Consider the following 14,239-nt stretch of genomic DNA (forward strand, 5'->3'; position numbering starts at 1 on the left):
CAATTTTATTTAACAATGAGGCTCTAAAAGTTCAATTTTATAGCCATCAGGATCGATTATAAAAGCAATATTAATTGTGCCATCAGGAGATTTTTTAGGCCCCCAACTTAAATCGTGTCCTTGTTTCTGTAATTTTTTTTGAAATTCAATGATAGATGGTACTTCATATGCCATATGGCCATAAGCTCCGCCCATTTCATATTTTGTTACGCCCCAATTATATGTTAGCTCTAAAACAGAAGCGTTATCTTCATCATTGGGTGCTTTTAAGAAAACAAGTGTAAATTCACCGTCTTTAAAGTCTTGGCGTGAAAGTAATTTGAAATTTAAAACTTCACAATAAAATTGAATTGATTTATCAAGATCTCCAACTCGTATCATTGTATGTAAATATTTCATAATAACCTTTCAAATTATTAATAAGTTATTAAAAATTTAATAACTTATTTTGTAATTGGCTGTTTTGTAAATTAGATAATCTTTCTTCAATTAAAGATCTTTCATATTCTACGAAATCACGAATGCTTTCTTCTTTCGAAAGTTTTAAACCTTTTTCGTATGTTTCTTTTGCTTTAGAAATATTATTTTGTTTTTCGTATAAGTAAGCTAAATAATAATAAGAAGAAATAACAGACTCATCTTCATTTAATTTAGTAAAAATTTCGATGGCTTTTGTTAATTTAGCCTCAGATGTTTTAAATTCATTATTATCAAAATAATGAACTCCTAATTCATGTTCAAAAGTAGCAACCCACTCTTCAAGTTCTTTGGATTTTGCGATCTCAAGACCATTATTTAAGTACATTAAAAAGTCTTTTTCTTCTTTAGCTTGTTCTGCAGATAAAGCAGCGTTGTAATAAGCTTCTAATGTTTCATGGATATCATCTTGTTTTTCGAGTCCTGCAATGACTTCTTTCCATAAAGGCAAAGACTTGTCATGTTCCCCAATAATTCCATAGGAAAGAGCTAAGTGGTGTTTTGTTTCAAACAAATGAACAGCAAGATCTGCGCTAGAGGAAATTAATTTTAATGAAATAATTTCAAGAATTGGTACAGCTTTCCCATAATATTCATTTTCAAGTAAATCATTTACAGAAAGAATTAACGTTTCAACGCCTTGGCTATTAAAATTTGCAAGTTCTTCGCTGTTGTAGGTATGGCGTTGATATTTTTCAGGGTTTTCGTGTTCATGATTGCAGTGTGGTCCATGCTCATGATTATGATGGTCGTGAGTACAGTTTTCATGATCATGGTGGTCGTGTTCATGATGATCGTCATGATGGTGTCCACAATTCTTATGGTCATGGTGATCGTGGTCATGATGAGAGTGTTTTTTACTATCTGAATTTAATGATTTATCTTGAGATGTCATGGCAAGGTTTCCTTGTTAAATTAAATGGAATAAGAATTTTTGCTCCGCTCCCGTATGAAAGAGTACTTCAATAGAAAGAGCGTTACTAGCAATCAAGGTTAGTGTTAAGACAATATCTGAAAAAGGGGAAGAGTTTTTTAAATATAGTATAAATATTAATATGTTATATAGGGGTCATGAATTCTTTTCTCAGTTCGCAAGGTTCTTAACCGAAAGAGATAAGTTAGCAAATCCTAATCTTATATGGTAAAAATCCATTGAAACCAAGGAAGCTACAATGATCAAAGATTATTTTAATAAGATCAGGTTGCTTGTTCAAGACAAGTTTAAAATATTTCAATTTATTATGCGAAATATTAAAAAATTTATTTTATTAATTATTATTTTATTTGGGGTGTTTTTTGTCTATGAGTTTCAAAAAATAAGAAAATCTTTACCAAATTTAGAAAAACTTTCAAATTATGAACCTGCATTGCCTACGGTGATTTATAGCCAAGATGGAGTTAAAATTGCTGAAATATTTGAAGAAAGAAGATACCCAGTATTAAATAATGAAATGTCTCCGTTTCTTAAAAATGCATTTATTGCAGCTGAAGATGCTGATTTTTATAATCATCATGGATTTGATTGGCGAGGGTTTGGAAGAGCATTGTTACATTTTGTTACTTTTTCAAATCAAAAACAAGGTGGAAGTACGATAACACAGCAATTGGCAAAAAATGTTTTATTAACAAAAGAAAGAACCATTGTTCGTAAAATAAAAGATATTATTGTTGCTAGAGAAATAGAAGAATCTTTTCCAAAAGATAAAATATTGGAACTTTACTTAAATACAATATATTTAGGAAATGGCTCCTATGGAATTGAAGCGGCAGCACAAAATTATTTTCATAAAAATAATATGAAATTGACTTTAGCAGAATCGGCAATGATCGCTGGATTAACTCCGGCTCCTTCAGCATACGATCCAACGGACAATATGACTGCAGCTAAACAGAGGCAATCCTATGTTTTAGATAGAATGTTAAAAATAGGCATGATTACTAAAAATCAATATGACAGAGCAGTAAAAGAAAAGTTAATAGTATTTAAAGCAGAATCGCCAAATAATAAAATTGCTCCTTATTTTGTTGCTGAAATAAAGAAACAACTTACAAATCAATTAGAGGTTGAAAATTTAGGAAAAAGCGGTTTAACTGTTTATACTACTTTAAATTCTAAAATTCAAAATGCAGCACAAATAGCAGTTCAAAACTTTGCTGATTTATATCAATCAAGAAGAAGTTTTAAAGGACCAATAAAACAATATGGGAATTCTTTTAAAGATCGTATTAAAGATCTTGTGAACTTATCTATTAAAGAAACAGAAGATGAAAGAGCTCTTGTTGCCTTTATAGATGAACCTCTTCATGCTGTTGGTATTATAACTCAGAGAGGACTAGGGGTAATTTTAGATGAAGACATTAGTTGGGCATTAAGTGCAGAAAGTGATAAAGAATCTGGAGAACCCGATATAAATAATGTTTTAAAAGTAGGTGATGAAATTCATGTTCAAAAAGTGAATAAAAAAATGCAGTCACGAATTTCAAAAGATAAAAAATTTATTTCTACTTTATTGGGTTATTCAAAATATTTTGAGAGTCAAGTGAAAGATAATATATTACGTTATACTTTATCAGATACCGTTGGAATTGAAGCTGCTGCAATGGTAATGGATTCGAAAACGGGTGAAGTTCTTGCTATGGTGGGTGGAGAACATTTTTTATTAAGCCAATTTAATCGTGCTACTCAAGCAGAAAGACAAGTAGGGAGTAGTGTAAAACCATTATATTATTCTTATGCCATTGATTGCGGATTCAGCCCTGCCTCTAAAATTGATAGTCCCAAAATTGATTTAGATGGTTGGCAGCCAGAAAATTATGGTGGTAAAGAATCGGGGCGAACTACTTTATTACAGTCATTAGCACTAAGTTTTAATATTCCAAGTATTTTTTTATATCAATCTTTAGGCGCTTCTAAGGTAACAAGGCAATTGACTCGCTTTGGTTTTAATTGGCCATATTCAGATTTAAGTTTAGCTTTAGGTGCAGGAACATCTTCATTGCTTAAAATGGTTCAAGCTTATTCCATTTTTCCAAATCAAGGTAAAATGAGTTTAGCTTATTATATTCATGAGGTTGTTGATAGAAATGGTGAAGTTATTTTTTCTTCTAAAAATGAAAAAATATATCCTAATCAAGTAACACCACAATCACAAGAAGACGCTCCTTATTTACCAGGAAAATCATCAGATAAAGTAGAAGAAAACAATTCGTTGCAAATGATTTCACCTCAGGCTGCTTATGTTACCTTAGATTTACTTCGTGCTGCAGTTAATATGGGAACAGGGCAAGGTGTTTTGGGTGTTTCATCTTATGTTGGTGGAAAAACAGGAACAACAAATGGAAATACCGACGCTTGGTTTATGGGTGTAGCGTCTCAACTTATTGGTGGTGTTTGGGTTGGCTATGATGACAATTCAAAAACATTAGGTGGTGGTGGAACGGGGGCAGGTATGGCAGCTCCTATTTGGAAAACCATGATGCAAACCGCTGTTCGGGTTTATCCTTTGCAAAATTGGGTAAAACCCTCTGGCATTCATGAAATTACCATAGATAAAAATACTGGCGAGTTGAGTTCATCAAGCGATGCTATTTCTGTTCATGTTATAGATGGGACAGAGCCAGGCTCTGTTTATGCGCGAGATGCTTTAGATGATGGTAAAAATACGATGGATAATCACCTTGAAATAAGTAACAATCCAGACGAATTAAATAAAATTCCAGATGGATTGCCTAATCCATCTAAAGCAAAATCTAAAAATAAAGATCTATAGTTTAAAGTAACGAATAAAAAAATAAATTATCACTAAAATTTTTAGTGATAATTTATTTTAATTGTGTTGAATAACTCATCGAATAATTGAGGACTTGATGCAATAATTCCTCTGTCTTGAATTGGGCAAAATTCTTTACCAGCAAAATTTGTTACGATACCACCCGCTTCTTCAATTAATAAACTTCCAGCAGCTGTATCCCAAGGTGCCAATGGAGTTTCATAAAATCCCTGTGAAATTCCTCTTGCAGTATGTGCGAGATCTAATGCAGCAGCGCCATTAATACGAAGTCCTAACGATTTATTTTGTATCGCTAGAATTGTTTTTGTTAAAGGAACAAGAGCATCTCCTTTATTCGAACTAAAACCTGTCGTAATACTTGCCATACGAAATTCTTTTAATTGAGAAATATAAATTTGATTTCCATTGAAGAATGTTCCTTTACCTTTTTCAGCAAAATAAAGAGAATTTGTTGTAGGCTGATAAATGGCCCCTATTTGCGCTTTAAATCTTCCATTTGTGGTATATCCAAAAGCAATTGAGACACAATAATAAGGGTTCCCCTTTGAAAAATTTGTAGTTCCATCAAGTGGGTCAATAATCCAAGTTGGAAATGTGTTTTCATTTAAAGTGGAATATTTTGTAAGACCAGACTCTTCCGCTAGGATATCGTGGTCTGGAAATAATGCATGAATTTCATTTTTTATAAGATTTTCGGAATGAAAATCAGCTTCTGTTACAATGCCCTGATCCCCTGATTTTTCAGTGATTATAAAGTTTTTTTGAAAGTAATGTAGAGTGCTAGCCCCTGCTTTTTGAATCAACTGCTCTAAAAATTCTTTATTTGGCTGTTTTTCTGTCATGAAATCACTCCTGAATTCTTTGTTGTTTCTCTCTGTAATTATCCGTGATACTCTAATTGATGGTGTTATTCACAAAGGAATAACTGAAAAGAGGAAAACGAACCCTTTTTTCTAAAGTTAAAAAGTAATTTAAATATGAAGGTTTTAAAATGCATTGGTCAATATATTCCATTTTAGGCGCAACCGTAGTTGGCGTGTCAAGTGGTATTTTTCTAGCAAAGGTATTTGCTCGCCGTTCACTTGGAAGTATGGGCGATATTCCTGTTAAGGAAAATAGAGAGGCAATTTTAAAAAGCGCAGAAGCCCAAAGAAAAATGATATTAGAAGAGGCATTAATTGCAACTAAAGAACAGTATTACTCTGAATCAGTTCAATTAGATAATGAACGTGAAATTATCATGGCTCATCAAGAAATTTATGAACAAGAGTTAAATGAAAAACAATCTGAGGTTGATAAGTTTTCAAATGAGTTAGAAAAGTTTGAAGAAGAACTAAATAAAAAGAAAATTCAAATTGAAAGTTCAAACATATCTATTAAAGAAATTGAAAATCAATGTAATGGTATTTATAAAAACTATCATTCTCATTTAGAGCAAAAAATAGGAAAAACTAAAAACGAATTTTATAATGAAATGTCTAAAGATCTTATTGCGGCAGAAAAATTAGGCATTACAAAATGGCTTATGGAAAATTCGGAAAACTTAAAAACAGAAGCTCAAAAATTAGCTCGAGATTCTTTAAACTCTGTTTATTTACGCTATCAACCTTCTTTTATTTGGCCTAAATCTTCTTTTATAGTTCCTGTAAATTCAAAAGAATTATTAGCAAAACATTTTCATGAAGAATCCCCAATTATTCAATCCTTAATTCAAGGAACGGAATCTTCAATTAGCGTTTTAACTTTTAATGAAGAAATGCCTTCTGTTTTAAAAATAGCTGGTGGTGCTGGTGTAGATAAAGAAGTAATTCGATTAACTCTAGAAGAAATGCTAAATAAAGATATTTTTAATGAAGATAAAATAAAAAATATCTATGATAAACATAAACGTTTTGTAGATAAATATATTTTAAAAATTGGTGAAGATGCGATTAAAAATTTGGGACTTCCCTTGGATGTACATCCTGAAATATTAAAATTAATAGGTTCTTTAAATTACAGAACAAGTCACAGACAAAATCAGTACTTTCATTCCATTGAAGTGGCTAGGCTTGCTGGCATGATAGCGGAAGAAATTGGTGTAAATTCTATGCACGCAAAACGTGCTGGAATATTGCATGATATTGGAAAAGCTCTTGATTATAAAATTGAAGGCAGTCATGCCGTAATTAGTGGTGATTATGCAACTCGTTATGGTGAAAAAGAAGAAGTTGTTGATACTGTTCTTGCTCATCACGATGATAAAATCGTAGAAACTCCGTACGCCTATATTCTAAAAGCTGCCGATGCTTTATCAGGAGCACGCCCCGGTGCGCGTGTTGATATGGAAGAAGGATATCATAGAAGAATTGATGGTATTTCAGGAGTGGTAAATAGTTTCCAAGAGCAAGGTGTAACAGGTTCGGCAATTATGCACGCCGGAAGAGAAGTTCATGTATTTGTCGATAATAATCGAGTAAAACAAAAAGATATTAATGGGCTTGCTGAAGGAATTGCGAAAAAATTAGAAGAACAGGTCGAATTTCCAGGCCAAATTCGAGTCACTGTTATTCGCAGAACAGAAATTACTGAGGTTGCTTAAACTTTGCATTTAAATAAGGTTCTGCAAGCAATATAGCCAATGCAGATAAAGCATTGGTTATTTGTCCTGTCCTTGCAAGCTGTAATGCTTCTTTAAAATCAATTAAATGCAATTTAATATTTTCAAATGGATCATCATGCGCAACAGGTGTTTGAAGAGGTTGAACATCAAAAGCAATAAAATAAGTTACTTTATTGCTAAGGATAGCTGCATTTGGTGAATAACCTGGTAATGATAAAATACGTTGGCTTGTTAAGCCAGTTTCTTCTTCAAGTTCCCTTATGGCCGCAAGAGTAAAGTCTTTTTCACCTAAATTAACAGCTCCGCCTGGCACTTCTAAAGTAAAACTATTTGTACCAAAACGATGTTGTTCTACCATAACAATTTGACCCGATGCTGTTACTGGAACAACATGAACCCAATTTGAACAATCCAATGTATAAACATTAAGATTGTGTTTTTTATCTAACGATTGAGCTTTTTGTTCTTTTACACGAAAAATACTGCACTGATAAACAGTTTTTTCTTCGCTTAGCGGAAATAATTCAAGCTTTTTCTCGTTTGAATTAGACATAGCGTTTTGCCATGCTATCAAGAGGAATTGCTTTTATTTTTGAAGCTTGACCAGCTTGTCCAAATTCAACCATACGTTGTGCACAAACTTTTTTCATAGCATCGCGTGCAGGTACCATATATTTTCTTAAGTCGAATTCAGATGGATTTGTAGATAAAAGTTTGCGAATAGCAGCAGTCATTGCAAGACGGTTATCTGTATCTACATTGATTTTACGAACACCATTTTTAATACCTTCTTGAATTTCTTCTACAGGTACTCCCCAAGTTTCTTTCATTTCTCCACCGTATTTACGAAATTCAGCTTGGAGTTCTTGTGGAACAGAGCTTGAACCATGCATAACTAAGTGTGTATTTGGAAGGCGTCTATGAATTTCACGGATACGATCAATGGCAAGAGTTTTTCCGTCTGGTTTTTTTGTAAACTTATAAGCTCCATGGCTTGTACCAATTGCAATAGCAAGTGCATCTACTTTTGTAAGTTCAACAAATTGAGCTGCTTCAACAGGATCTGTTAATAATTGATCATGAGAAAGAGTGCCTTCAAAACCATGACCGTCTTCTTTTTCCCCTTTTCCAGTTTCAAGAGATCCTAGGCATCCAAGCTCTCCTTCAACAGAAATTCCCATAGAATGAGCAATACGAACTACATCTGCAGTAATGCGTACATTATATTCAAAATCAGAAGGAGTTTTTGCGTCTTCTTTTAAGCTTCCATCCATCATTACGCTAGTGAATCCGTTTCTAATAGCGGATAAACAAGTTTGTAAACTATTGCCGTGATCTTGGTGCATCACAACGGGAATATCTGGATATAATTCGACAGCACCTAAAATAAGGTGTCTTAAAAATACGTCATTCGTATAAGAACGAGCGCCGCGGCTCGCTTGAAGTATAACAGGGCTGTTTGTTTCTTTTGCTGCTTCCATGATGGCTTGAATTTGTTCAAGGTTATTTACATTAAAAGCGGCAACGCCATAATTATTTTCTGCTGCGTGATCAAGTAATTGTCTTAAAGAAATAAGTGCCATTTTAGCCTCCATATCAAGTGAATACAAATCAGATCCCTCATACACCAGGTTATTGATGCATGCAAAGAACATCAGCAGTAGGACGAAGGGAAGGGCAAAGAATGTGAAAAAGAAAACGAATTGATTTTGATCAAATTTCATTAGATCTTAGATATTATTTGAAAATTTATTGATGTTGAGGTATTTTTTATAAGAAATCAAAGTGTATTTCGGGAAATAAGCAAAAAATCTAAGGAAGGTATTCTTTGCAAAAAAATCATAATCATGAATTAGATAATCCACTAAAGATTGCCATTTATCATACGGGTGCTTTAGGCGATTTATTGGTCTCAACAGCCGCTCTTTTTGAGTTGGCAAATTTGTATCCAAAAGCTAAATTTACTTTAATAGGCTCTGAATTATGGAAAGACATATTAATTCCAATTTATTGGCAACATATATCTCATATTTTAGAAATTAAAAATAAAAAATTTAGTAAGATAAAACTTCTTAAATCAAATAAACAAAATAATACTTGGGATCTGGAAAATACAAGTAAGACTTTTAAACAAATATTGTTAGAACATCAAATTTCGATTGATTTTCGAAGCGAAAGCGTTCGTTTTTCATTAAAATCTTTTTTATATGGATTACCAATTCGAATTGGTGCAAGTAAAAATAAATATGTAAAGCGACTTTTTACACATTTTACTTTGCGTGATAAAAATAAAGAAGTTCATGAAAGAGATAGATATTTAGATATTTTGTCTTCTATAAATAAAGAATATATTGATAAAAGAAAAGAATTTTGGAAAAAAGAAGGATTACCCCCTTTAAAATGGTTTCCAACTGATTATCAAGAGCATGTTAATTTATTAAATAAGAAAAAAATAATACTGATTAACCCTACTGCAAGTATAAGAGAAAAAGCATGGGAAAGTAAAAAATTTAGAGAGCTAGCTTTAAAACTAAAAGATATGAATACAGAAATAAAAATTATTGGCTCACCTAAAGAAACGGAATGGTTAAAAGAAGTTGCGCAAGATGATTTTTCAATAATACAACCGGATAACATTTTAAGTTTAGTAGATATCGTTAAAAGTTCTTCATTATTAATAACAAATACGAGTTCTATGCAATTTATTGCAGCTGGTACAAGTACTCCAACTTTAACTTTAATGGGAAGTGCATCTCCTGAAAGATGGGGCGCATTAGGTTCAGGATCATATTGTTTAAAAATAAATGAAAATCAGGAAAATTTTAAAAAAATATTTATCTCAAAAAAGAAATTAGATAAAATAAAGGAACAAATTGCTTATAATAAAATTCCTGTGAATTTAGTTTTTGAAAAAGCGCAGGAAGTTTTACTGAATTGATTTTAATTTTTTAAAGAAGATAAATACTGAATTAAGGTGCTGTGCTCTGTAATTAAAGCAATTAAACAAATGACGGCTAATAACCAAAGAACTGGTGATATAATTTTAGCTTTTCCTACAAATACTTTTAATAATACATAACTGACTATTCCCCATAAAACTCCTTGAGTAATAGAAAACGTTAAGGGCATAAGAAAAATAGTTAAAAAGATAGGAATAATGTCGTCCAATTTCTCAGCTTGAATATGTTTTACGGTTTGGCACATTAAAATTCCAACAAATATTAAAACAGGAGTTGTTGCATATGCTGGAATAACAGTGATAATAGGAGCTAAAAATAAACAAGGTAAAAAACAAAGTGCGGTTACAATTGAACTTAACCCTGTTTTTCCTCCAGCTTGAATTCCTGCTGAACTTTCAATAAATACGGTTGCAGGAGCAGTCCCAAATAAACTAGATAATGCTGAAGCAACAGAATCAACAAGTAAAGTTTGTTTTAATTGAAGTGGATTACCGTTTTTATCAATAAAGCCTGCTGACGTAGAAAGTCCAATGATTGAGGAAAGAGAATCAAATAAATTAGTAATAAAAATCGCTAAAATAACAGGGATAAAGCTCCATTTTAGAGATCCTATTAAGTCTAATTTAAAAAAATGAGAATCAAAATCTGGTAATGCAAACCATTGGCTTGGAAATTGAATTTGATTTGTTAAGAATGCAATTAAAGTAACGACGATGATAGAAAATAAAAAGGCATAAGGTTTTTTCTTATAATATAAAATAAAAGATATGATAAAACCTAATAAGCCTAAAGCTACAGTGTAATTTATATCACCTAAAGCTACAAATGTAGCAGGATTAGAAACAATAAGGCCTAAATTTTTTAATCCAATAAAAGCTAAAAACAAACCTATGCCGCATGACATCGCATGTTTCATATTACTAGGGAGACATTCCACTATTTTTTGTCGAATTGGAAAAATAGAAACAACAATAAATAAAATACTTGACCAAAAAATAAGACCTAAAGCTGTAGGCCAAGGAATTTTTTCACCAATGATAAGAGAATAAGCAATAAAAACGTTTAAACCCATTCCTGGTGCTAATGCATAGGGAAGTTTTATATAAATACCAGCAATGAAACTCATTAAAAATGAAATTAATACGGTTGCTGTTAAGGCTCCTGTAATTGTCATTCCTGTTCCTGGAGAAGACATCACTTGAGGATTGACAATAACAATATAGGACATGGTAAAAAAAGTAGTTAATCCTGCTATAACCTCTTGAGATATTGTGCTCTTTTTGATTTTCATGATTGCTCTTTCTTGTAAAAAAAAACTCTATACACAAAAAGTGTATAGAGTTTTTGTTAAGCGGTATTGCTTTAAAAGGCAACAAGGCAAAAATTACATATCGTAATCCATTCCGCCCATTCCACCCATGCCACCCATGCCACCCATGCCACCCATGCCACCCATTCCTGGCATTCCAGCAGGTGCGGCATCTTTCTTTGGCTTTTCAGAAATCATGGCATTTGTAGTAAGTAATAAACTTGCCACTGAACTTGCGTTTTGAAGAGCGCAACGAGTTACTTTAACAGGATCGATAACACCAGCTTGGATTAAATCTTCGTATTTGTCTGTTAAAGCATTAAAACCAAAGCTTGTATTGCTATTGGATAATATTTTATCAACAACAACACTTGCTTCATGACCGCCATTGCTAGCGATAATACGAACAGGTTCTTCTAAAGAACGGCGAACAAGTTCAATACCAGCTTGTTGTTCTGCATTATCTCCTTTTAGATTTACCAATTCTAAAGAAGCACGAGCAAGAGCGACGCCTCCTCCAGCAATAATGCCTTCAGCAACAGCAGCGCGTGTTGCATTTAGAGCGTCTTCGATACGATCTTTCTTTTCTTTAAGCTCAACTTCTGTAGCAGCGCCTAAACGGATAACAGCAACACCACCTGCAAGTTTAGCAAGGCGCTCTTGTAGTTTTTCACGATCATAATCGGAAGTTGTTTTTTCAATTTGGCCTCTGAGTTCAGCAACGCGGGCTTTAATATTAGCTTCAGAGCCTTTACCGCCAGTAATAACAGTGTTGTCTTTGTCGACAACAACTTTATCTGCTTGTCCTAGATCTTCGATAATTGTTGTATCAAGTTTCATACCAATTTCTTCAGATACAACAGTACCGCCTGTTAAAATAGCTAGGTCATCTAACATGGCTTTACGGCGATCACCAAATCCAGGTGCTTTTACTGCGCAAACTTTAATTGTTCCAGAAAGTTTGTTTAATACAAGAGTAGCAAGAGCTTCTCCTTCAACATCTTCTGCAATAATAAGGAGAGGACGGCCACTACGTGCAATTCCTTCAAGGAGAGGAACCATATCTTTCATTACAGATATTTTTTTATCAAAAAGAAGAATGTATGGATTTTCAAATACAACTTCAAGGCGCTCTTGATCTGTTACCATGTATGGTGAAAGGTATCCGCGATCGAATTGCATACCTTCAACAACGTCAACATAAGTATCAAGACCTTTTGCTTCTTCAACGGTAATAACGCCGTCTTGACCAACTTTTTCCATTGCTTCAGCAATCATGTTGCCAATCGTTGGATCGTTGTTTGCAGAAATTGTTGCTACTTGAGCAATTTCTTTAGTGCCACTAACAGGACGAGCCACTTTTTTAAGATTATCAACTACAGTTTGAACTGCTTTATCAATACCGCGTTTTAATTCGATTGGTGCATGACCAGCTGCTAACATTTTAAAACCTTCGCGATAAATTGCTTGAGCAAGTACAGTAGCTGTTGTTGTTCCATCACCGGAATCATCATTGGTTTTGGAAGCTACTTCTTTAACCATTTGTGCGCCCATGTTTTCAAACTTGTCTTCAAGTTCAATTTCTTTAGCAACGGTAACACCATCTTTAGTAATTAAAGGAGCACCATAGCTTTTTTCAATAAGTACATTACGTCCTTTTGGACCTAAAGTAACTTTTACGGCATTTGCTAGAGTATTTACACCAGATAGAATCTTTTTTTGAGCATTTTCATTAAAAGAAATCATTTTAATAGCCATTTTGTTTTTCCTTGTTTTTAGTGTTTTTTTATAGAACTAAGCTTCAATAACGGCAAGTATTTCTTCTTCTTTGATAAGTAAAAATTCTTCCCCATCAATTTTTACTTCATTTCCACTCCATTTGCCAAATAAAACCTTATCTCCTGTTTTAATAGCAGGGATTTGACGAGAGCCATTTTCAAGTATTTTGCCATTTCCTACAGCGATTACTTTGCCTTCAACTGGTTTTTCTTTAGCATTGTCTGGGATAAGAATTCCACCAGAAGTCTTTTGTTCCGCTTCTAAACGTTTTAAAAGAATTCGGTCATTAAGAGGGCGAATAGACTTATTCATAAATATCTCCTATTGAGAGGTTTGGTATTTGCCCACAAGTGGCATTAGCTATAGGCTAAACAACATTGGTGTTGTGTCAAGAGGGGCTATATTTAAGGTTTTAAATTGGGGAGTTTTTATGAAAGGAATTATTTTAGCTGGTGGTTCAGGAACAAGGTTGTATCCATCAACTAATTGCTTAAGTAAACAGCTTATTCCCGTTTATGATAAACCAATGATTTATTATCCATTATCAACCTTGTTAATGGCGAACATAAAAGATATTTTAATTATTTCTACTCCGAGAGATTTAATTTCTTTTAAAAGTTTACTTGGTGATGGTTCGCAATGGGGAATTTCTTTATCCTATGAAGAACAGCCTAGTCCAGATGGACTTCCACAAGCTTTTCTTATTGGTGAGAAGTTTATTCAAGATGAAAATGTTTGTTTAATTCTTGGTGATAATATTTTTCATGGAAATGGTTTAATTACGAGTCTTGAAGGATCAGCAAAACGTTTAAAAGGTTGTACGGTATTTGGATATCCTGTGAGCGATCCAGAGCGCTATGGTGTTGTAGAGTTTGGCAACGATCGAAAAGTAATTTCAATAGAAGAAAAACCTAAAAATCCAAAATCAAATATTGCCATAACAGGACTTTATTTTTTTGATGATCGTGTTTCTAGATTTGCGAAAGATTTAAAACCTTCAGCAAGAGGAGAGCTCGAAATAACAGATCTCATAAACATTTATTTGCAAATGGATCAATTATATATTGAAGAGTTTGGCAGAGGTACAGCTTGGTTAGATACAGGTACACACCGTTCCTTATTAGACGCTTCCTTATATGTTTCTGTATTAGAAGAGAGACAGGGTTTAAAAATATCTTGCCCCGAAGAAATTGCTTGGCGTAAAGGTTTTATTTCATCAGAGCAGTTAGAAAAATTAGCGTTTCAATCTATAAAAAGCGGATATGGAAAGTATTTAATGAGGGTTTTAAAAGAAGTTTAATTTATTAAAGTAATATTTTAA

General features: G+C 33.1%; 12 protein-coding genes. 4 read left to right on the top strand and 8 right to left on the bottom strand.

Annotation, left to right across the window (positions count from 1 at the left end):
• Positions 1-9: 9 nt before the first annotated feature.
• The gene (gene gloA, locus GCL60_RS12390) at positions 10-399 is read right to left on the bottom strand and encodes a lactoylglutathione lyase (protein ID WP_153420980.1); all 390 of its coding nucleotides are present in this window, start codon (positions 397-399) and stop codon (positions 10-12) included.
• A gap of 28 nt (positions 400-427) precedes the next feature.
• Positions 428-1,372 (bottom strand): tetratricopeptide repeat protein, encoded by a 945-nt coding sequence (locus GCL60_RS12395; RefSeq protein ID WP_153420981.1) that lies wholly within the window; start codon positions 1,370-1,372, stop codon positions 428-430.
• A gap of 277 nt (positions 1,373-1,649) precedes the next feature.
• On the opposite strand from GCL60_RS12395, the gene GCL60_RS12400 reads away from it, so the two are divergent.
• Positions 1,650-4,247, top strand: coding sequence for a penicillin-binding protein 1A (locus GCL60_RS12400; RefSeq protein WP_153420982.1), 2,598 nt, complete (start codon positions 1,650-1,652; stop codon positions 4,245-4,247).
• 41 nt (positions 4,248-4,288) lie between these two features.
• Here the strand turns inward: GCL60_RS12400 and GCL60_RS12405 are convergent, their stop codons facing one another.
• Positions 4,289-5,110, bottom strand: coding sequence for an inositol monophosphatase family protein (locus GCL60_RS12405; protein WP_153420983.1), 822 nt, complete (start codon positions 5,108-5,110; stop codon positions 4,289-4,291).
• 149 nt (positions 5,111-5,259) lie between these two features.
• Between GCL60_RS12405 and GCL60_RS12410 the strand changes: the two genes are divergently transcribed.
• Positions 5,260-6,849 (top strand): Rnase Y domain-containing protein, encoded by a 1,590-nt coding sequence (locus GCL60_RS12410; RefSeq protein WP_153420984.1) that lies wholly within the window; start codon positions 5,260-5,262, stop codon positions 6,847-6,849.
• Here the strand turns inward: GCL60_RS12410 and GCL60_RS12415 are convergent.
• Together GCL60_RS12415 and fba are read right to left on the bottom strand one after the other, a co-directional pair.
• Positions 6,833-7,423, bottom strand: coding sequence for an NUDIX hydrolase (locus GCL60_RS12415; protein ID WP_153420985.1), 591 nt, complete (start codon positions 7,421-7,423; stop codon positions 6,833-6,835). The genes GCL60_RS12410 and GCL60_RS12415 overlap by 17 nt on opposite strands.
• Positions 7,416-8,453: a class II fructose-bisphosphate aldolase gene (fba, locus tag GCL60_RS12420; protein WP_153420986.1), complete on the bottom strand. Its 1,038-nt coding sequence runs from the start codon at positions 8,451-8,453 to the stop codon at positions 7,416-7,418. The genes GCL60_RS12415 and fba overlap by 8 nt, the downstream gene beginning before the upstream one ends.
• A gap of 245 nt (positions 8,454-8,698) precedes the next feature.
• Here fba and GCL60_RS12425 point away from each other — a divergent pair, with 245 nt between their 5' ends.
• Positions 8,699-9,808 (top strand): glycosyltransferase family 9 protein, encoded by a 1,110-nt coding sequence (locus GCL60_RS12425; protein WP_153420987.1) that lies wholly within the window; start codon positions 8,699-8,701, stop codon positions 9,806-9,808.
• 2 nt (positions 9,809-9,810) lie between these two features.
• Here the strand turns inward: GCL60_RS12425 and GCL60_RS12430 are convergent, their stop codons facing one another.
• The 3 genes from GCL60_RS12430 to groES form a co-directional block, all read right to left on the bottom strand.
• Positions 9,811-11,121 (bottom strand): NCS2 family permease, encoded by a 1,311-nt coding sequence (locus tag GCL60_RS12430; RefSeq protein WP_153420988.1) that lies wholly within the window; start codon positions 11,119-11,121, stop codon positions 9,811-9,813.
• Between the two features lie 93 nt (positions 11,122-11,214).
• On the bottom strand, positions 11,215-12,897 hold the full coding sequence (gene groL, locus GCL60_RS12435) for a chaperonin GroEL (RefSeq protein ID WP_153420989.1): 1,683 nt from the start codon (positions 12,895-12,897) through the stop codon (positions 11,215-11,217).
• Positions 12,898-12,933: 36 nt separating this feature from the next.
• Entirely contained in the window at positions 12,934-13,230 is a 297-nt protein-coding gene (gene groES, locus GCL60_RS12440) for a co-chaperone GroES (protein WP_153420990.1), read from the bottom strand.
• Positions 13,231-13,348: 118 nt separating this feature from the next.
• Between groES and rfbA the strand changes: the two genes are divergently transcribed.
• A complete protein-coding gene (rfbA, locus tag GCL60_RS12445) occupies positions 13,349-14,218 on the top strand; it encodes a glucose-1-phosphate thymidylyltransferase RfbA (protein WP_153420991.1) in 870 nt (289 codons plus the stop codon).
• Positions 14,219-14,239: the final 21 nt, after the last annotated feature.

Source organism: Silvanigrella paludirubra (assembly GCF_009208775.1).
GTDB lineage: Bacteria > Bdellovibrionota_B > Oligoflexia > Silvanigrellales > Silvanigrellaceae > Silvanigrella > Silvanigrella paludirubra.

Excerpts from the sequence above, each read along its gene's own strand:
- fba (WP_153420986.1), bottom strand. The coding sequence starts at position 8,453 with ATGGCACTTATTTCTTTAAGACAATTACTTGATCACGCAGCAGAAAAT.
- groL (WP_153420989.1), bottom strand. The coding sequence starts at position 12,897 with ATGGCTATTAAAATGATTTCTTTTAATGAAAATGCTCAAAAAAAGATT.
- gloA (WP_153420980.1), bottom strand. The coding sequence starts at position 399 with ATGAAATATTTACATACAATGATACGAGTTGGAGATCTTGATAAATCA.
- GCL60_RS12430 (WP_153420988.1), bottom strand. The coding sequence starts at position 11,121 with ATGAAAATCAAAAAGAGCACAATATCTCAAGAGGTTATAGCAGGATTA.
- rfbA (WP_153420991.1), top strand. The coding sequence starts at position 13,349 with ATGAAAGGAATTATTTTAGCTGGTGGTTCAGGAACAAGGTTGTATCCA.
- GCL60_RS12410 (WP_153420984.1), top strand. The coding sequence starts at position 5,260 with ATGCATTGGTCAATATATTCCATTTTAGGCGCAACCGTAGTTGGCGTG.
- groES (WP_153420990.1), bottom strand. The coding sequence starts at position 13,230 with ATGAATAAGTCTATTCGCCCTCTTAATGACCGAATTCTTTTAAAACGT.
- GCL60_RS12400 (WP_153420982.1), top strand. The coding sequence starts at position 1,650 with ATGATCAAAGATTATTTTAATAAGATCAGGTTGCTTGTTCAAGACAAG.
- GCL60_RS12415 (WP_153420985.1), bottom strand. The coding sequence starts at position 7,423 with ATGTCTAATTCAAACGAGAAAAAGCTTGAATTATTTCCGCTAAGCGAA.
- GCL60_RS12405 (WP_153420983.1), bottom strand. The coding sequence starts at position 5,110 with ATGACAGAAAAACAGCCAAATAAAGAATTTTTAGAGCAGTTGATTCAA.
- GCL60_RS12395 (WP_153420981.1), bottom strand. The coding sequence starts at position 1,372 with ATGACATCTCAAGATAAATCATTAAATTCAGATAGTAAAAAACACTCT.